General features: G+C 46.6%; 17 protein-coding genes and 1 other RNA gene. 6 read left to right on the forward strand and 12 right to left on the reverse strand.

Annotation, left to right across the window (positions count from 1 at the left end):
- Positions 1-131: 131 nt before the first annotated feature.
- The 4 genes from ruvA to ACFI32_RS10500 form a co-directional block, all read right to left on the reverse strand.
- Entirely contained in the window at positions 132-752 is a 621-nt protein-coding gene (gene ruvA / locus ACFI32_RS10485) for a Holliday junction branch migration protein RuvA (RefSeq protein WP_462626540.1), read from the reverse strand.
- A 60-nt stretch (positions 753-812) separates the two neighbouring features.
- The gene (gene fba / locus ACFI32_RS10490; protein ID WP_462626541.1) at positions 813-1,850 is read right to left on the reverse strand and encodes a class II fructose-bisphosphate aldolase; all 1,038 of its coding nucleotides are present in this window, start codon (positions 1,848-1,850) and stop codon (positions 813-815) included.
- Between the two features lie 300 nt (positions 1,851-2,150).
- Complete coding sequence (locus ACFI32_RS10495) at positions 2,151-2,585, reverse strand: hypothetical protein (protein ID WP_462626542.1); 435 nt, start codon at positions 2,583-2,585, stop codon at positions 2,151-2,153.
- Positions 2,586-2,916: 331 nt separating this feature from the next.
- Positions 2,917-4,125: a phosphoglycerate kinase gene (locus ACFI32_RS10500; protein ID WP_462626543.1), complete on the reverse strand. Its 1,209-nt coding sequence runs from the start codon at positions 4,123-4,125 to the stop codon at positions 2,917-2,919.
- Between the two features lie 368 nt (positions 4,126-4,493).
- Here ACFI32_RS10500 and ACFI32_RS10505 point away from each other — a divergent pair, with 368 nt between their 5' ends.
- A complete protein-coding gene (locus tag ACFI32_RS10505; RefSeq protein WP_462626544.1) occupies positions 4,494-4,823 on the forward strand; it encodes a TraR/DksA family transcriptional regulator in 330 nt (109 codons plus the stop codon).
- Between the two features lie 25 nt (positions 4,824-4,848).
- Here ACFI32_RS10505 and ACFI32_RS10510 read toward each other — a convergent pair whose 3' ends face one another.
- Positions 4,849-5,550: a thiamine phosphate synthase gene (locus ACFI32_RS10510; protein WP_462626545.1), complete on the reverse strand. Its 702-nt coding sequence runs from the start codon at positions 5,548-5,550 to the stop codon at positions 4,849-4,851.
- Between the two features lie 115 nt (positions 5,551-5,665).
- A complete protein-coding gene (locus ACFI32_RS10515) occupies positions 5,666-6,727 on the reverse strand; it encodes a serine hydrolase (RefSeq protein WP_462626546.1) in 1,062 nt (353 codons plus the stop codon).
- A gap of 418 nt (positions 6,728-7,145) precedes the next feature.
- Here ACFI32_RS10515 and ACFI32_RS10520 point away from each other — a divergent pair, with 418 nt between their 5' ends.
- The 3 genes from ACFI32_RS10520 to ACFI32_RS10530 all read left to right on the forward strand — a co-directional run bounded on the left by ACFI32_RS10520 (position 7,146) and on the right by ACFI32_RS10530 (position 11,384).
- On the forward strand, positions 7,146-7,781 hold the full coding sequence (locus tag ACFI32_RS10520) for a response regulator (protein ID WP_462626547.1): 636 nt from the start codon (positions 7,146-7,148) through the stop codon (positions 7,779-7,781).
- 17 nt (positions 7,782-7,798) lie between these two features.
- On the forward strand, positions 7,799-9,601 hold the full coding sequence (locus ACFI32_RS10525; protein ID WP_462626548.1) for an ATP-binding protein: 1,803 nt from the start codon (positions 7,799-7,801) through the stop codon (positions 9,599-9,601).
- Between the two features lie 124 nt (positions 9,602-9,725).
- Positions 9,726-11,384: a sigma-54-dependent transcriptional regulator gene (locus ACFI32_RS10530; protein WP_462626549.1), complete on the forward strand. Its 1,659-nt coding sequence runs from the start codon at positions 9,726-9,728 to the stop codon at positions 11,382-11,384.
- A gap of 18 nt (positions 11,385-11,402) precedes the next feature.
- Here the strand turns inward: ACFI32_RS10530 and ACFI32_RS10535 are convergent, their stop codons facing one another.
- Both ACFI32_RS10535 and gpmI read right to left on the reverse strand, forming a co-directional pair.
- The gene (locus ACFI32_RS10535; RefSeq protein WP_462626550.1) at positions 11,403-12,896 is read right to left on the reverse strand and encodes a S41 family peptidase; all 1,494 of its coding nucleotides are present in this window, start codon (positions 12,894-12,896) and stop codon (positions 11,403-11,405) included.
- 272 nt (positions 12,897-13,168) lie between these two features.
- On the reverse strand, positions 13,169-14,794 hold the full coding sequence (gpmI, locus tag ACFI32_RS10540; protein WP_462626551.1) for a 2,3-bisphosphoglycerate-independent phosphoglycerate mutase: 1,626 nt from the start codon (positions 14,792-14,794) through the stop codon (positions 13,169-13,171).
- Between the two features lie 235 nt (positions 14,795-15,029).
- On the opposite strand from gpmI, the gene ssrS reads away from it, so the two are divergent.
- Positions 15,030-15,225, forward strand: a non-coding RNA gene (gene ssrS / locus ACFI32_RS10545) — 6S RNA.
- A gap of 162 nt (positions 15,226-15,387) precedes the next feature.
- Here the strand turns inward: ssrS and ACFI32_RS10550 are convergent.
- The gene (locus ACFI32_RS10550; RefSeq protein ID WP_462626552.1) at positions 15,388-16,008 is read right to left on the reverse strand and encodes an FxsA family protein; all 621 of its coding nucleotides are present in this window, start codon (positions 16,006-16,008) and stop codon (positions 15,388-15,390) included.
- A 127-nt stretch (positions 16,009-16,135) separates the two neighbouring features.
- On the opposite strand from ACFI32_RS10550, the gene ruvC reads away from it, so the two are divergent.
- A complete protein-coding gene (gene ruvC, locus ACFI32_RS10555) occupies positions 16,136-16,720 on the forward strand; it encodes a crossover junction endodeoxyribonuclease RuvC (RefSeq protein WP_462626553.1) in 585 nt (194 codons plus the stop codon).
- A gap of 196 nt (positions 16,721-16,916) precedes the next feature.
- Here the strand turns inward: ruvC and ACFI32_RS10560 are convergent, their stop codons facing one another.
- The 3 genes from ACFI32_RS10560 to ACFI32_RS10570 form a co-directional block, all read right to left on the reverse strand.
- Positions 16,917-17,579: a glutathione S-transferase family protein gene (locus ACFI32_RS10560; protein WP_462626554.1), complete on the reverse strand. Its 663-nt coding sequence runs from the start codon at positions 17,577-17,579 to the stop codon at positions 16,917-16,919.
- Positions 17,580-17,849: 270 nt separating this feature from the next.
- On the reverse strand, positions 17,850-18,488 hold the full coding sequence (locus tag ACFI32_RS10565; RefSeq protein WP_462626555.1) for a peroxiredoxin: 639 nt from the start codon (positions 18,486-18,488) through the stop codon (positions 17,850-17,852).
- A gap of 236 nt (positions 18,489-18,724) precedes the next feature.
- Positions 18,725-20,008, reverse strand: coding sequence for a TerD family protein (locus ACFI32_RS10570; protein WP_462626556.1), 1,284 nt, complete (start codon positions 20,006-20,008; stop codon positions 18,725-18,727).
- Positions 20,009-20,093: the final 85 nt, after the last annotated feature.

Genomic DNA, 20,093 nt, shown 5'->3' on the forward strand with positions numbered 1-20,093 from the left:
AAACCGTACCAATAAGTCATGCACAAACGCCATAAAATAAGCAGCACAATAAAAATAAGCGACAATGAATGTCGCTTATTTTTAAATGCTAATCAGTTGTGTCTACATCTATTCTGCAATGCTAACGCCCATTAAAAGCTAGAGAGCTGCCGTAAAGTCGCTTTGAGCAGACTTTGCGTGTCGGCGAAACCATCACCGCCATTCTTAGCAGCTTTAATCGCTTGCTGAGCTTCTTTTTCTTTATAGCCCAGACTGATCAGCGCCCCTTCGACTTCAGCAATGATACTGCCCTCTGCGTCAAATGTTGCTTGCGGCACTGACATATCAAGATCACTACTATCGACCTCAATATCTTTTAGCTTGTCTTTAAGCTCAATCAGTAAGCGCTGCGCGGTCTTTTTGCCAATACCTGGAATACGTGTCAACGCGGCTTCTGAGTCTTGATCGACATGCATTTTAAGCTCCGCTGCCGACATGGCTGACAGCATGGCCAGCGCCATTTTAGCGCCCACGCCATTGATTTTGATCAGCTGGCGAAACACGTCGCGCTCTTTGCGATCAATAAACCCATAAAGCAGCTGCGCATCTTCACGGACATGAAAGTGCGTCCAAATGCGCGCAGGCTGCTCAAGTTGTAGCTGACAAAAAGATGGTAGCGGCAGCTCAATATCATAACCCACACCAGAGGCGGTCATGATACAGGCTGTCGGCGCCATTAAATACTGCACGTGCCCTGAAATCAGTCCTATCATCATCTCCACCTATGGTCAGTTCATTATATTGAGTCGCAACTCATGCCTATCTCAGTTGAGTTATTGGTAAAAATCAACCATACCCTCTAAGCTGATCGGACGGATTTTGTCCGCTTGACCCGCCGAGCCAAACGCTTCAAAGCGGTTGGTACAAATATCAGACATTGCTTTCATAGACGCTTTGAAATATTTGCGTGGGTCGAACTCGCTTGGATTTTGCGCCAAATATTGACGAATGGCTCCTGTTGATGCCAAACGCAAATCAGTATCAATGTTTACTTTACGTACGCCATGTTTGATCGCTTCAACGATTTGCTCGACTGGCACACCGTACGTCTCACCGATATCGCCGCCATATTCGTTGATCACTTTGAGCCATTCTTGTGGCACAGATGATGAACCGTGCATTACCAAATGGGTATTTGGAATACGGGCGTGGATCTCTTTAACGCGCTCAATAGATAAGATATCACCTGTCGGTGGACGGGTAAATTTATAAGCGCCGTGACTGGTACCAATCGCAATCGCGAGCGCATCAACATTGGTATCTTTGACAAATTGCTCTGCTTCGTCAGCGCTGGTCAATAGCTGCTCATGACCCAACACGCCTTCTGCGCCGTGGCCGTCTTCTTCGCCAGCCATGCCCGTTTCAAGACTGCCCAAACAGCCAATTTCGCCTTCAACTGATACACCGCAAGCATGTGCTAGCTTGACCACTTCACGTGTCACGCTGGTATTGTAGTCATAATCCATTGGCGTTTTGCCATCTTCGCCCAATGAGCCATCCATCATTACCGATGAAAAACCCAGCTGGATTGAACGCTGGCAGACGCCAGCCGACGTGCCATGATCTTGGTGCATCACGACAGGGATATGTGGCCACTCTTCAATCGCTGCGGTGATTAAATGACGCAAAAATGCAGCGCCTGCATAGCCGCGAGCGCCTGCACTGGCTTGTACAATCACAGGAGAGTTACACGCATCAGCCGCCATCATGATGGCACGCATCTGCTCAAGATTGTTCACGTTAAATGCAGGCACGCCATAGTTGTGCTCAGCGGCGTGATCTAAAAGTTGACGTAAAGAGATTAAAGCCATAAAACGCTCTCTGGTTAAATTAAGGTAAGTGCGATATGTACGCAGCAGTATCAGCCTATTGTACTGCAGCCGCCATCGTCCGGTGCAGATTATAGCAAAATTTGTGACGCTCTCGCAGCTGTTGCGCGAGTATTTATCATATGCGCTACCGATTCAAAACGTTTTTGAGTTGCTCTGACTTTTGTGAGGAGAAAAATAAAAAAAAGCCTTGGTCATAACCAAGGCTTTTTTTATACGTTAGAGGTTTATCTGATACTGATTTAGACGGTATTTACTGTCCATAAGGCTTTAGCAAATGGCTTAGTAGTTTTGATCTTCGTCAACAGTGTCTTTTACTTCTGGCGCGGCTTCCATATCTGTATTTTCATCCGCATTGGCAGCCACATCATTAGCGCCTTCAGCGACGTTGTTTGCGCCTGCAGCGACTGCTTCAGCAGTACCCTCGACCGCTTCGTTTGCACCGTTAGCAATCGCTTCACCAGTGTTAACTACTGCGCCTGCAGCTACTGCGCCTGCAGTTTGAGCGCCTTCAGCAACTTCATCACCAGCGTTTTGAGCTGCCATTTCAGCGTCAGTCGCAGCCGCTTCTGTGTTAGCAGCCACATCATCACCAGCAGACTCAGCTGCCGCTTCTACGTTGCCAGCATCGGCTTGCTCTTCAGTTTGTGGGCTACAAGCAGTAACCGCAAAAGTACCAGCAAGAACGCTAGCAAGTAACAAATGACGTTTTAACATAATAAACCTCTTGTAAATAGTACATGTCAATATACATGCTGGCGCTATTCTATAGCGCTAAAATCAGACATGCAATAACAATTTCTAATGTAATAACAAATAAAAACAGCTTAATAATAATAATTTACTATCAGCACCCTATCTTGATAATAACGACACCAAACGGATTGTTATTCATCATATTTTTCAAATTTCATAGTATCAGCGTATCGTCATTTAACCTATCGTTGAATCTATTGCTGAAATAACCAAAGGCATTATGGGTGCTGACAATATTTTTATAGATTACCGCAGATATCTGTCACATGCTGTACGCATCGTGTTACTGATGTTATATCTGTAAGGCTGCCACTGCAGGCAGTACTTTGCCTTCGACAAACTCTAAAAAGGCACCGCCACCCGTTGACATGTAGCTGACGCCTTCTGCAACCTGATATTTATCAATAGCCGCCAGCGTATCACCGCCACCTGCTATCGAAAACCCTGCGCTCTGTTGGACAGCTTTAGCCAAGATTTCTGTACCACCACCAAAAGCGTCAACTTCAAATACGCCAACAGGGCCATTCCACAAAATAGTCTTAGCATCAATAATGGCTTGTGCCAACGGCTCCGCACTTTGCGGCGCAATATCCAAAATCATATCAGCAGCAGCAATAGCATCGACTGCTTTGACTGTGGCAGTGGCTTTTTGCAATGAGCCTGTAAAATCAGCAAAATCGATTTCATTTTTATCAGCCACGACCACATACTCAGGCAATAGCACTTCGGTCTTGGTCATGATGTCGCGCGCGCTGTCTATCAAATCAGGCTCATAGAGTGACGCACCAACAGGATGGCCTTGCGCGGCTAAGAAAGTATTGGCAATACCGCCGCCGACAATGATTTGACTACATACTTCTGCAAGGCTGTGCAACACTTCAAGCTTGGTCGATACTTTAGAGCCACCAACGATAGCCAACATGGGCTGAGCAGGTGTCTCTAAAGCTAAGCTTAAAGCGTCCAACTCGGCTGCTAACAAAGGGCCTGCACAAACAGTTTTGTCTTCGCGGCGCATCGCTTGGGTGACGCCTTCGGTCGATGCTTGTGCTCGATGCGCGGTACCAAACGCATCCATTACAAACACATCGCACAAGTCTGCATAAGCGCTTGCCAATACACTATCGTTTTTCTTTTCGCCTTGGTTGAAGCGTACGTTTTCAAGTAGCACTACCTCGCCTGAGGCAATCTTGACACCATTGTCCAAATAATCACAGCTGAGGCTGACGGGCTTGTTAATCTGTGTGCCCAGCTTGTCTGTCAGATAATCAGCCACGGGTGCGAGTGAATATTTCTCCTCGACCACACCTTCTGTTGGGCGTCCCAAATGTGAGCAGACAATCACTGCGGCGCCTTTATCTAATGCCAATTGAATGGTGGGCAAGCTGGCTTGTAGGCGTGCTGCACTGGCGACTTTGCCGTTTTTAATGGGCACATTTAAGTCTTCACGGATCAGTACCACTTTGTCGCTTAACACCAGCTCACTCATACGCAAAAAATTCATGACTTGCTCCTATTTAAGATAGTCTTGAGCTAATATCTAACAATATCAACCACTAATAATGTCAGCCACTAACCCTATATAGATAGTATTTACAAAACCTAATATTGATCAAACTTCGACAAAACAACGTCGCATTGGGTCAGCAGATAATATGACCGAATGCCAAAACACGGACAAAAAACCACCGCCATATCGGCGCGTGAGTGTACCACAGCCTTGATTACTCTGATAATACTTCAAATAATGATTGGCAAAATAACCCGCACTTGCCGCGCCGTAACATTTCGTGGTGGCGCAATTAGCATGTAACTTTTATGATGGCCTTATAGAACACAATAATATTGACCCTCACTTTTTTGGAGCACTTTATGAGCATCAATCTATCAGCTGCCGAACAAGCATTACTAAAATTAAAAGATGAATACCAGACTCGCATCGACAAAATCGAAGATCATATCCAAAATCCGCAAGATGATCTAAACGAGCACTGGGAAGATCAGGCCATTTCTTATCGTCAAAATGATATGCGCAAAAACCTCAAAGCTGAAGCACAGCAAAATCTCATTTATGTGGATAATGCACTCAGCCGCATTGAAGACGGCACCTATGGTGAATGCGAAGTGTGCGATGAGCCTATTGAAGCCCAGCGCCTGCAGGCCTTACCTTATGCCACTTTGTGTATGGATCATGCTGAGTAAAACGTTTGCTTTGCCTACGACTGTTTTATTCGTACCCTTCATGGTCTTTGTGCCAGTTTAGAAGCACCTGCTGCCAAATGGCGCAGCGTGCAGCAATATCTGCCACTGGTAAATCCATAATATCGCCCACCACAGCGATATAGGTGATTGGCAAACCAAAAAGCTGCGATATATTTTCAGGTGTTAATCCGCCAATCACACACAGATCAATAGCATCACTGTACGCGCAACCTGCCAGCAGTTGCTCACGACTGATGGTATCCGCTTGCGGCTTGGTGCTGGAGGCAAATATCGCACCCATTGCCGCATAGCTTGCACCCTCTGCTATTGCTGTCTCTACTAATCCAGCATCACCATGGCAAGTGCGGCCAATGATTTGGCCAGTAGACAGCACCTCAGTGGCGCGGCACACAGCGCCATCTTGCTGCCCCAAATGCACACCGATACCAAGTTTGGCGGCCAAGTCAATATCATCATTCATAATCACAGGGGTATCGTATTGACGCGCAAGCGCAACCATGCGGACAGCTTCTTGTGCCAGCTGCGTAGCACCGTCTGGTTGCGCGCGCACTTTTTTACGGCGTATTTGTAGCAGACCTACTGCTCTGGTGGCTAATGCAGCCTCAAGCTTAGGATACAGCAACGCAAAATCATCGTCATTGGTGAGTAGATAGAGCTTTGGTATATTGCGCTTTGGTGGCATATCCTCTGCTTGCGATAGCATCATACGGTTGTCCTTCATAATAGTGCGATATTGCTTATGATATTAATGATGACATACAAAAAGGGCCGTTATATCACATAACAGCCCTTCAAATTTGGTCTCTATCGTCTCAGCAGCATCATACGGTACGGCGCGTGGCCAAGCTGCTTAGGATGTTTTTGGCGTCACCCCAGCGGGTGGCTGAACTGTTAGCGCCCAAAATTACAATAATGGCTGGACGGTTATTAACGCGTGTTTCCATTACCACACAGCGACCTGCTTCGTTAATAAAGCCCGTTTTTGAGATACCAATGGGGTAATTGCCTGATCGTACCAAGCTGCTGGTATTGTTGGCTTTGTAAACACGATTGCCGCTTGAGTAATTGGCAACGAAGAAATCATAACTTTTTGTGGTTGAAAAACGACGAATAACATCGTAGTTACCAGCCGCGCGCACCATTTTCACCAAGTCGTTTGAAGATGCGACATTACGCTTATCTAGACCAGTTGGATCACCAAAAAATGCGCTGGTCATGCCCAGATCTTGGGCTTTACGATTCATTGCACGCATAAAGGCACTATAACCACCTGGATAGTTGCGCGCTAGGCTTTTAGCTGCTGGGTTTTCAGATTTCATCAAAGCCATAAGCAGCAGTTCAGCGCGGTTCATACGATCACCTGATTTCAAGCGTGAACTGGCGCGTTTGGGGCCGACAAAATCTTCTGGATCCAACGTGATTTCTTCACGCATATCAAGACCACCGTCTAATACCACCATGGCTGTCATCAGCTTGGTGATACTGGCCATTGGGCGTGCGGTATCCGCGTTTTTCTCATAGATGGATTCACCAGTCTCAGCATCAATGACCGCCACACTGCGTGAATCCGTGCTAATTGGTAACATACTGCTGCTACCAAAACTACCACGGTAAGTGGTGTTATAAGTATTGGCATTACTGCCGTATTGATTGGCATTGGTTAAGTTGGTCGTGCCATAACCATTATCGACTTTTTTGATCGCAGAGCCATTAGCGCTATACATGATATTGCGTGCTTCTGAGAGGCTATCAGCGCCGCCCCAGCTGACGCGAGCACTAGACTCGGTACCATTAATGGTCAGCGCTGCTTGCGCCATACTGCCCAAGCTCAAGGAAATCATAGCAGCGACAAGTTGCTGCTTGGTCAATGGTAGGTATTTCATTCTTCCCCCGGTTATTGCTGTCGCGTCAAAGGCAAATAACTTGGCGCGATTCACGTACGTAGCGATTTGGATGCGTTTGTAGACACTCGTATAGAGTTTTTGTACTTTTAGTGTATCATGCTTTACATTTTATGTCGGTGTACGAACTCGACTTAAGGGTCTTTTTTTATCCGTAGTCAAACTTTACTACATTTTCTTTAGGTTTGGGTAACATTTCTTCACATATCAGAAAAAAGTGAAACCCTATGTCAGGCGAGACCACACACATCAAAATTTCTTTATTTTTTTGGATGGTGCTATGCAACATTCACGCTGAAACAATACAAAAACATATGGCAAAATATGCGGTAAACTAGGTACATCATCGGTAGCCTCAATACGACGTTACCGTTTTCGGACAATCATTAAGAGTGTTGTTATGATTCGAGTATTGGTAGTGGACGATCATGATCTGGTACGTATGGGTATCAGTCGTATGTTGGCAGATAGTGCTGATATTGAGGTGGTGGGTGAAGCAGACAGCGGCGATATGGCAATCAAGTTGTCCAAGCAGCTGCATCCTGACGTGGTGCTACTCGATGTCAACATGCCTAATATTGGTGGTCTTGAGGCAACCAAACGCTTGGTGCAGCTCGATATGGGTATCAAGATTTTGGCCGTCAGCAGTATGGCAGCGCAGCCTTATCCTTCTATGCTGCTCAAAGCAGGAGCTAATGGTTACATCACCAAAGGCACGCCGCTTGATGAGATGATTCGCGCGATCAAGAAATTAAATCAGGGCGGACGTTATTTTAGTCATGATGTGGCCGAACAATTGGCCGAGGTTTTATTATCTGATAATGCAGGCTCCCCTTTTGACTTATTAAGCGATCGTGAAAAACAAGTAGCAATGATGGTGGTCAATTGCCAAAGTCCACAACAAATCGCCGATCAATTATTTGTTAGTGTCAAAACCATAAATACTTATCGTTACCGCATTTATGAAAAAGTCGGGGTAGACAGTGATGTCAAACTCACTCATATGGCCATTCGTCACGGTTTGATTCAGCCCTAATTTGTTTGAGTATCCTTATGAAAACTGCTGCCTCACCAACCATCGCTTTTATTTTGCGCTATTTACAGCGCGGCGATACCCTGCCCTTGGCGCAGCTGCGCCGCCTTGGGCTAATTTATAGCAGTTACCGCTTGGTAATCAGCATCTTTTTGGTGATGATGAGCTACTTTTCTGCCAAATCCAGTGATGATTTGCTCTTGCCCAGTTTTTTACAGCAAACCGCGCTTTTTTTCTATTTTTTACTGAGTCTGATTTTGTTTGGACTGTTCTTGGTGGTTGCTAAAAGTCCGTGGCGTCAGCTGGTTTTTGGACTGGCCCTTGATGTCATCATCTTGAGCTTGCTGCTGTATACCAATGGTGCACCTGATTTGCAGCTGACGATGTTATATATGGTGGTGGTGGCTGCCAGCTTTATGCTACTACATGTCTCTCAGGCACTGGTGATCACCCTGCTTGCGATTATTTTTGTTATCTATCAGCAGTTTTTTTATGCTATCGCCAACAGCATGAGTTTGACCAACTTAGGTGACGCCTTATTAATGTCTGCCAGCTTTCTAGCAGTAGGCTTTTTGAGCTGGTCAGTCTCACAACGTCTGGCCTATGTCGAGAAGATGGCGGCGCGGCACGAAGACGAGGTAGCTCGCCTCAATACCATTAACAAAGAGGTCATCAGTCAGATGATCAGTGGTGTGATGGTGATCGAAAAAAAGCAAGTGGTACTCGCTAACGCTGCCGCTTACCAACTATTGGGGATCGATAATGAGCCAGCGACTAACGATGGTAGTATAAGCAATACTAAAGCACCATGGTACTGGAACCAGCCTGCTCCAGATCATGTGCGCGGTCCTTTTTTGTCACAATTTCAGCGGCAGCTACAGGCTCAGCATGCTCAACTGCTTGAGGGATGTTTGTCGGTTGCCGCAGGACAATCACGCTCCTTTGTATATGAGTTACCAGCGCTGACCAGCGCAGCAGTGACCGATCACATACGCGTACAAATCACTCCTTTAAAAGACTGTAGCCAACTGATCCTACTTGAGGACTTACGCCGTGAAAAAGCCAATGCCCAGCAATTAAAACTGGCCTCACTTGGCCAACTGACCGCCAGCATTGCTCATGAAATCCGCAATCCACTGGCGGCCATCTCCCAAGCCAGCCAGTTGCTGATGGAAGACGTGAGTGACTCTTTGCAAAGCGAAGCCGATAACCTGACTGCTGAGATGATGGCTAATCAAGAGCTTTATAAAATGATTTTTGCGCAGACTAAGCGAGTCAATCGTATTATCGAGGACGTGCTCAAACTCTCGCGGCAGCAAAAGCCCAATCAGCAGGCTCTTAATTTATCTCTATGGCTCCCGCAGTTTTTGGACAATTATTTTCATGGTCACGATGTGTTTTTACAAACCACCTCCCAGCCTACTATCCTGTTTGATACCAATCAACTGGAGCAAATTTTGATTAATTTAATCAACAATGGCTTGCGTTATAGCAGTCGTTCTCACCCTCATGCCTATGTGGAAATCAAGGTCTACTGTCAGCAGAACGATGTTATAATTGATGTGATGGATGATGGTGATGGCGTGAGTGATGCTGATTTAGGACATCTGTTTAATCCGTTTTTTACGACAGATAAAGCGGGTACAGGACTAGGGCTTTACTTATCACAGGCTTTTAGTGAAGCCAACCATACGCGTCTGATGTATGTTCCTGAGCACGAAAAAACGTGCTTTCGGCTGATCGCGCCACTTGCAGGGCAGCCATCGACGAATAAAAATTCGGTAGCCAACACACCATATGGCCTGCCATCGTCTGAGAGCTAATAGAAAACAGATGCCTGCCACCACTGGAACAGTTCGTATGATGCTTCAATTGTAGGTCGCCGTGCTACTCCCAATGATAAACGTGGCTTGCGCCAAATAAGATTGAGCAAATGTGAGGTTATGTATGACAGCAACTGCGCTGGTCGTCGATGATGAAGTAGATTTATGCCGCCTGATGCAAATCACGCTCACAAAGATGGGTATCAAAAGTGATGTTGCCTACAATCTGGCACAAGCCAGAGCTTATTGGCAAGAAAATGAATACGATTTTTGCCTGACAGATTTAAAGCTACCTGATGGCTCAGGGCTAGAGCTGGTGCAGGAGATCGGTGCGAGCTCCAGCACGCCTGTGGCTGTGATTACCGCCCATGGCAGTATGGATTTGGCTATTGAAGCACTTAAGCTTGGCGCGTTTGACTTTGTCAACAAACCGCTTGAGTTGCCACGGCTGCGCCAACTGGTAGAAAATGCGCTTAAAGTCGTCAAACAAGATCAGACTGATACGGCACAAATGCAAAAAACACCCGAGCAACAGCTGCTAGACAGTCGCCTGATTGGTGACTCTGCCGTCATGGAAACGCTCAAAAAAACCATTTTGAAATTGGCGCGCTCGCAAGCACCTGTCTTTTTATCAGGTGCATCAGGTACGGGTAAGGAAGTGGTGGCAAGGCTGATTCATGATTTGAGTCCACGACGTGATGGCAGCTTTGTACCAGTCAACTGCGGCGCGATCCCCTCTGAATTGATGGAGTCTGAGTTCTTTGGGCACAAAAAAGGCAGTTTTACAGGGGCTGTTGCTGACAAGCAAGGTCTGTTTCAACAAGCCAGCGGGGGCACGCTATTTTTGGATGAAGTGGCTGATTTGCCACTTGCCATGCAGGTCAAACTGCTGCGCGCGATTCAAGAAAAGACCGTCCGCGCCATTGGTGACACTCGTGAAGTTGCTGTTGATATCCGTATACTTTCTGCAACACATAAAAATTTGAGCCAACTGGTACACGCTGGCGCGTTTCGCCAAGATTTATATTACCGTATCAACGTTATCGAACTAAAGTTGCCCGCGCTGCAAGAACGGCGTGAAGATATCCCAGATTTAGCACAGCATTTTTTAATATTAATTGCCAAGGAATGGCAGCTTGACGCACCCTCGCAGCTGACCGACTCTGCTTATCAGCGCTTGCAGCAGCATGACTTTTCAGGCAATGTGCGCGAGCTACGCAATGTACTTGAGCGCGCACTGACCTTAGCAGAAACGCCCCTCATTGAAGTACACCATTTAGGCTTGCCTGCGCTCGAAAATGAAAGGTCTCATGCTGTCACTCAGTCGGACAAGACCAACGCTCAACAGCCTGCTACCTCAAATGAAACCGATGAAACTGCCGAGGCAGACGATATCGATAACCATTCTGTCGTCAACTTGCACCCTTATCGTACCAACAACCAAGCCTATGCCTCTGCCATTCAGTCATCATCAAATGGGTTTGATAATAGAGCTCAGCCAGCCACTCAAACACCACCAGTCCCAGTAGAGAGTATCGCTGATCCTAACGCGCCACTAAGTGAGCACCAAGATACTCAAAATGATGATCATGACGAGGCCTCACTACCACAAAAAGGGTTAGAAGCCTATCTGCAAGAGCAAGAAAAACGCCTGATTATCACCGCACTCAAACAGACTGATTGGAATAAAACCCAAGCAGCCGAGCTGCTAGGAACAACCTTTCGCTCCCTACGTTATCGCATGAAAAAGCTAAATATAGATGAAGAGCGACATAATGATTAAGATAATAATCGTCTGCAATCACTGACTATCATTGTTTGTCGCAGACACTTTTTGCATAAAACGAACGCCCGTTGGGATTGCTTTTGCACGCAGTAAGTCAAGCGCCTGCTGCTCCCAATCAGCCTCACTACCTGATAATAAAACATCAGGCTGCACGCCAATTTTATCTATTTTTTTGCCCTTAGCTGTCAAATAATGCGCGACGGTTAGTTTCACCGCATGATCATTATCAATAGGTATCACTGACTGTACGGATCCTTTGCCATAGCTGACTTCACCCATAACCGTAGCGCGCTTTTGTGCTTGCAGACTGCTGGCTAGCACCTCTGCTGCGGATGCTGAGTAGCGGTTTTGCAATACAACGACTGGTAATGGCTTGAGCAGTGCGTTGCCTTGGGTGCTGAGCGTCTGCAGAGGTTCTTGGCGACTTTTTATCTGCACCACGTCTGTATCCGCCATAAATAAGCCGGCCACTTGCACAGCTGAGGTCAATACTCCGCCTGGATTGTCACGCACATCAAGCAAGATGCCCTTCACAGGCGCATCTAAGCGGGTAAGATTTTGCAAAATTTTCTCACGGCTATTATTTTGAAAGGCTGGCAGTTTGATAACGGCAATACCATCGACCAGCTTGGTCTCAATATTTTGCGGATGGCTGTTGTTACGCTGTAGCGTACTGCTGTGTTTGCGTCGCCCTGCCTTTGAGGTTACAACGTCCACTTTGGTACCTGCAATACCTGTTAATAACTGCTCGACATCATTGGCCTGCTCTTCGCTATCCAGTTTAAAGCTATCAATCTGGTGCAAATAATCGCCAACGGCAATACTATTTTGATCCGCTGGCGAGTCTGGCACCACATGACTGATCACCCAATAGCCAATCATATCTTGATACGTGGCACGGATACCAACATCGCCCACATCGCCCTGCGTAAACGCGCGTAGATTTTCGTACGCTTCAGCATCCAAAAACTCCGCATGACTGTCCAGCTTAGTCAGCATACCGCTCATAGCATTGCTAAAGAGCGCTTCGTCATTCACAGGCTCGACATACTCACGGCGCACTAAATCGACCACGGCGACAAAGGTTTCCAAAGTTTCAGGAGAGATGGCATTGAGTGATACCTTAGCGACCTCTTTTGGAATCTTTGTATCAATGACCTCTAGAGCGTCTTCATCGGGTATACTTGTTGACCCATCGGTACCGCCAGCACCATCATCGATGGCCGTCTCGTCTGGCTGGCTATCTATCCAATCCTCTTGTTGATTGGCTGACGGCGCATCGTCCGTACCACTATCAGTAGTGAGATCATCATCCTTCAAGCTAATAAGCTGTAGGCCTGCGGTGGGACTAGAAGCGCTATCGTCTACCACCTCTGCGCTTTGCGCCTGCACACTGAGCATCGCCATCACGCCAAACACACAGGCATGAGCAATAGGCCGATATCGCCGCTGTGTACGCTTGATCGATGGCTGAGGGGAGTTAAGCGACTGCTGAGTGAATAAGTGCATAGAGAAACTCATATCCATTAAAGAAAAACGAAGTGTTATTGACGTAATAACCAGCCAGAAAATCTAAAGTAGCATTAAACCATGGCAAAAAACCATTATAGTATTGCAAGCGAAACATCCGCTGGTATTACTGCCTGCTTCATACACCATAAAAAGGAGGAAGAATAAAGTATATTCTTCCCCCTTTTGACAATCACAACGACTGCTATCGATACTGGGTAAAACAGTGACTGGGCAATCAGCAGACCTACCCCTCACTGTCCCTTACACCATTAAGCCTCAATCAGTAGGTTTTTACCTGTCATGTCTTCAGGAATGTCCATATCCATTAAGGCTAAAATCGTTGGTGCCACATCACTCAGTCTACCGCCAGTACGCACTTGCACATCTTGCTCACCGACATAAATAAGAGGTACATGCTCTGTGGTATGCTGGGTATGCACTTGACCGCTTTCATAGTCCTGCATTTGCTCACAGTTACCATGATCTGCGGTAATGAGCATATCGCCGCCTGCAGCACGTACCGCTTTTTCGATACGATCCACGCACACATCAAGGGCCTCAACGGCCTTCACAGCCGCATCAAAGACCCCAGTGTGACCAACCATATCACCATTGGCATAGTTGACGATCAATACGTCGTATTTACCCGACTCAATTGCCGCAACAAGCTTGTCTGTGACCTCAGGCGCACTCATTTCTGGCTGCAAATCATAAGTGGCGACATCAGGTGAGCTTACCAAAATGCGATCTTCACCCTCATAGGTGTTTTCACGGCCGCCACTAAAGAAAAACGTCACATGAGCATACTTTTCAGTTTCTGCAATGCGCAGCTGGGTTTTTCCTTGGTTTTGTAGATATTCGCCCAAAGTATTGGTCAATGAGGTTGGATAGTAAGCAATACTGGTCTGGTCACTATCTTCGAGTACGTCTGAGTATTTGGTCAACATCACAAAGGCAGCCAATTTGGGCTGTTTATGACGAGCAAACCCTGAAAACTCATGATCGGGCAATACAAAGGCTTGTGCCAATTCGCGCGCGCGATCGGCTCGGAAGTTCATAAAGATCAGCGCATCATGATCATCTACTGTGAATGGGGTTTCACCATGTTCGATGACCGTGGTCGGACTGACAAACTCATCAGTCTCACGGGCTTTATAAGCTGCTTGCACGGCACCATCTGCACGGGTTGAGACACGCTCGGCCTTACCTTCAGTAATCAGCTCATAAGCCTTTTGCACGCGATCCCAGCGGTTATCACGATCCATGGCATAGTAACGACCAACGATACTGGCGATTTGGGTATGACCTTCGTAGTGGGCGTTGAGCTTGTTTAGATGCTCACGTAAGCGGTTGATGTATTTGTCTGCTGATTTTGGCGGCGTATCACGACCATCTAAAAAACAGTGTACAAAGACATTCTTAGCGCCATGCACCAATGCGGCGTGACACATGCCTTCAATATGATCTTGGTGCGAGTGTACGCCGCCATCTGATAGCAGACCCATGATATGCACATTGCCACCTTGTTCGTTGGCAGCGTTTACCGCATTGACAAGCGCTTCGTTTTTGTAAAACTCACGATTGGCAAGCTCGCTTGAGATGCGGGTAGAGTCTTGATATAGCACGCGGCCTGCACCCAAGTTCATGTGCCCAACCTCTGAATTACCAAATTGACCATCGGGTAAACCAACATCTTCACCTGAGCCTGAAATAAGGCCATGCGGATAAGACTGGTATATTCTGTCCAAATTTGGTGTATTGGCCGCAGCGATGGCATTATCATTGTCATCTTCACGATGCCCAAAACCATCTAAAATCATTAAGACATGGGGTATTTTTTTATCTGCTACTGAGTTACTGTCATTATTAGAGATTGATTGTTGTTGACTGGTCATAAATTACCGCTCCTCAAGTGGATGAACGCCTGTTTGCTGTACAAGAGTAGATAAGCGCCCTATCTTACCACATATCTCAAAATAGCCGAAAATACAATATTTTTTTGCACCAAATATCGGCTTTAGTTTGTACAAAGTAATAAACTTTGATGTAATATCAATATCTTGAAATATCTTTTCGGCCAGTAATCTATAAATCTCACTTGCAATCTGTTATCTCATTGGTTAAGATAAATCTATTCTGAAGTGTTGGCTAGTAGATGTTTATTCCCTGAGCCGATAATGCTTTACCTGGATGCGCTACCTATTGTCTTATTGTGTATGCCTGCACTGCTTGCAGTGTATCAGGAAACCTTCCGAGACGATGACGCATCCGCCCTGAACTTCACGGTTCATGGGTCACCATCTTACGGCGGCACTTCGGTTGTTATATTCCGTTTAGATATCATAATAAGAGACCTAAGCGATCAAAAGCCCCTTTTGTCATTGACGAAAGGGGCTTTTTTTATCTCAATTTTTTGTCTTTAAACCATCAACAGTACCGTCTACTATCTATGGTGTGCCGCTAGCGGTTCTCGCCAGCGGCAGCAGACTTAGTCATCGTTTGCAGGTTTGCTGATTTTTTTGACGTCTTTGGGTACAGATTTGGCAGTGCCATCAACGGTGGTGTGTTGTTTAAACACGTCACCAAACGGATTTTGCTGCTGTGCACCGCCGAATGGGTTTTGACTACCCATACCCCCTGCGCCGCCAAATGGATTTTGGCCGCCCATGCCACCAGCGCCGCCAAATGGATTTTGGCCGCCCATTTGCTTGGCCATCATTTCCATCATTTTTTCCTGATTGTTCATGACGTAGTTGTTGGCCATGTCTTTGAGTTTCTTTTGCACTGGTGGCAAGATGACCAATACCGCAAGCAGATCGCTCAGTACACCGGGGATCAGTAGCAAAATACCCGCCACTGCCATCGCAATGCTTTTGATCATCGTCGATTCGGGTGGACGCATGGAAGGATTCATCATGCCGCCTGCTTTCATCTGCTGTGCTAGCGGGTTGAGTGATGCCATGCCTTTGCGGATCAGTGATATACCAATGACCGCAGCGACAATAAACCACATAAATACCCACCAGCCGCTCATAAACTGAGCAATCAAATACCACAGCAGCATCTCAATGATAAACCAAACGATGGCGATACCAACTATCTGACCCATAAAGTGTCGTCCTATAAAGTAAAGAATAAAGCGTAATGCAAATTAAAATGGTTAACTGATAAAGTATATGGGGATGGCTTGCTATACTATCAAACTTAAGGCTGATTTTTAAGTAATATGGAACACTATGGCAATTATTATCGGGATTGATCCCGGCTCACGCATGACCGGTTATGGCATCGTACAACAGACTGGCGACAAGCTCACCTTTATGGATGCAGGCACCATACGCACCGACACCAAAGAGATGCCCGAGCGTCTGAAACGCATTTTTAACGGCTTAACACGCATCACTCAGCATCACCTTAAATACGCTGAGGAGCCGATATATACCGCTATTGAGCAAGTCTTTATGGCCGAAAATCCAGATTCAGCACTCAAACTGGGTCAAGCTCGCGGCGCGGCGATTGCTGCCATGGTGGCGCTGGATTTGGAAGTGGCTGAATATACTGCACGGCAGATCAAGCAGGCAGTATGTGGCTACGGCGCGGCCAGTAAAGAGCAGGTTCAAGAGATGGTCTGCCGTATTCTCAAGCTCGATGTGGTGCCACAAGCAGATGCCGCCGATGGACTCGCCTGCGCCATTTGTCACGCGCACTCTAGTCATTCGATGAATAAAATTTTGCTCAACAGCGCCATGCGCGGACGCGGCGCGTCAAAGAAAAAAGGCCGCTGGCGTTTGAGTGAAGATGATATTGGTAATTTACGTTAAGTGTGTTGAGCCAATGTATCATCAAACAACATAGTAAATGCCCTAGCACAAAAAAGGGACAGTCATTGCGGCTGCCCCTTTGGTTTTTTCATTTATTGCTCGATGTATCCACACGCTTTTTAGACAGGTGCGGCGACTGACAATGGGACACTTTCCCTTTATCAAACGGCTGCGCTCATATCACGCAATTAGATAATCAATCCGCATCGGTATCGGTTTTTGTCTTATTCATAACCTTAATACCAAAGCGCTCGTTCATCGCTTGATAAAAGCGGGCAAGGTTGTCGCCGTGCGCCGTTGGGTCAAACTGTAGCGCTTTACCAAAGTCTAGGCCGATATAAAGCACGATATCGGCAAAGCTCAATTGGTCATTGACCAAGTATTCTTGATCTTGCAATGCATTTTCAAAGTAAGGCAAGGCTTTGATGGCGCGTGCAACCGACTTATCTGCAAGTTCAGGGACTTGATCCACGCGCTCTGCTTTTGAAGGATGGCTATGCTGAAAGGCCAACATAAAGTTATACAGCACTTCAAACTCAGCAATACGGCGCATAGAACACACTTTTGCACGCTGCACGACATCATTGCCCATCACTGAGCGTTCACCATAGACACGGTCCAAATATTCGCAAATCGCTTGCGAATCGTTGAGCACCGTTCCATCACTGAGCGTCATCGCGGGTATGGTCTGCATGGGGTTGATCTTGGTAAAGGCTTCTGAGAACTGCTCTTTTTTGCTAAAGTCAATCTCGACCACATTGAGATCGTCCATATTATCGACATCGATTCCTTTTGATGCCAACAGAATAATGGCTTTACGAGGGTTTGGGGCGGTACGTGATAAATATAAGGTTTTCATGGCAGTTTCCTTGTCAAAGACATCAAAGAGCAATCATTGCTCAGGATTATAAAAGTTTGGGTTTATTTGTACTGATTATTGGTATCACTGCATATGATCAGATTATAGGTTGTCATTATGACCACACGTCACGGCTAACAGAAGCCCGCCTTTGCATCATAACAAAAGCCCATTGTCACTTGTCAAAAAAATAGTAAAAGCCGCGTAACTTTACGTTATGCGGCTTTTGTTTTAAGCATCTCATTAGCGGTTATTACGGTGCGACGCCGCTTATTTATTGGGCGCAGGCGTGGTACGTAGATAAGGCTTAATTTCGGTGTGACCTTTAGGATAGTTGGCCGCGATGTCTTCATTTTTGACACTTGGTGGAATGATCACATCATCGCCTTCTTGCCAGTCAACTGGGGTGGCGATATTGTACTCATCAGAGAGCTGCAAGCCATCAATCACGCGGATGATTTCATTAAAGTTACGGCCACAACTGGCAGGATAGGTCAGTGTGAGACGTACCTTTTTGTTGGGATCAATGATAAAGACGCTGCGAACCGTCGCTGTGTTATCAGCATTTGGATGGATCATGTCATACAAGTCAGCAACCGTACGATCGGCATCAGCGATAATCGGGAAATTAACAGCAGTGCCTTGGGTTTCTTCAATATCGCTCACCCAGCCTTTATGATCGTCTAGACCGTCAACAGACAAGGCGATGGGTTTGACATTGCGCTTTTGAAACTCGCCGCCAAGTGCAGCAGTGCGACCCAGCTCAGTGGTACATACTGGCGTGTAGTCAGCAGGATGCGAAAAGAGAACGACCCAGCTGTCCCCTGCCCAATCATAAAAATTGATATCACCTTCTGTGGTGCTTGCGTCAAAATTCGGTGCGGTGTCACCCAAACGTAGATGTGCCATTATGTTTTCCTTATAGTTACGTTATGCGCTTATCGTCATGTGTTATCACAGCGCTTTTTTTGATTAGGGACGATGATTGCTATCGCGGCACATAAGCTGTAACGAATGTCAGCCATGTGCCGCCAAAACTCATTTTATCTTATCAAATTGGTTATGTATGTCTTGTGACTGATTGTAATGCTGTTATTCCGTTTGCTATAAAGCGACCCCCTAGCGGCAACGCAATGGCAGCTCTGCTATTCAGCTTTGAACATCGAGGGGCCATCAATTTTTAGGGAGATGTCATCACCTTTCCACAACAGTCTTGGCGTGGCTTCACTCATACGCCGGCTGGTTTCGCCTGAATGTTGTAAGGTGATGCCTTGCTCATCAATAATGGCAATACCAATAACATATGTGTAGACAAAGCGGCTCTTAGCCTTTGGTGAGGCCTTGATATTAAACACACACTCGACCACCTGATCTTTATATTGCATACGCATTTTTGGCTGTAATGACGCGATAGACACCACCCCATTTGACACCGCCGAGTACACAGAAAAGACCAACGCCACCTTGCCACCATAATGCTTGGCAATATCAGGATGTACCAACACGGTCTCTTTGCCCGGCATTTTGGCGCTGGCCACTTTGATATCGCCTTGATGCTGCACATACGGCATGTTACGCAAGCTACCAACTTGCTCGGGCGCATGAATGTAGCGCATATCCTTATCTTGCTGTGACAGTATACCCACCCGCAGATCCAAGTCATCGTTATCATCACTGGCATCACCATTATCAACCCAAATGGCTTCTACTACCAGCTGCTCGCCATCTCCTTTTTGCAAGTTGACACGGTGGCTGCTACCGGGCTTGTCTAACGTCACTTTTTTAAGGTTAACAGGCGCATTTTGGCCATTGGCGGTAGGATGATCAGAGGGGTTGGTCGGCTGCGGGCTACTGCTGATAGGGCTGTGGTTTTGCGGTGCTTGGCTTGGGGTGTCGTCAGTAACCTCGCCACCAAAATGTGTTACCAGCGCGCTCAAACCACCGTTAAAGCCCTGACCAATCGCGTTAATCCGCCACACGCCCTTTTTGCGGTAAACCTGTAGCAGCATGATGGCACGCTCACTGGCAAACGCTTGACCATCAAAGGCATACTCCGCAACCACCTGCCCTGCTTGTTCTACGCGCACGCTACTGGCCGCCAGCGTACTCATGGTGGTCTGCATCGGAGCATGGGCATCTATCGTCGCAGTCAATACCAAGTAATCGATGCCCTCAGGCAGCTTGCTAATATCCATCTCAAAGCGCTGCTCGTCACCATCATTATGCAAACAAACCGCTCCGCAAGGCGTAGTTGGCTGATTGTAAAAGGTCATATAATCATCACTGGCAAGCTTCTGCTCAGCAGTTAACCCAAAACAGGCCACGTCAATAACAGTATGGTTTGCGGCCAGTGTGGTGATCAGTGTAAATTGCGCTGACAGATTGATATCGGTAAATTTGGCTTTTTGGCCAGTAATGAGCTGCATCATGAATGACTTCCTACGCTGAGTGATATTTATTCTAATGGTTATGGTTTTGGTTATTTTTATAAGGTTGTGTTTAATAAGCTGAGTG

The sequence above is a fragment of the Psychrobacter sp. PSi21 genome, assembly GCF_054960615.1.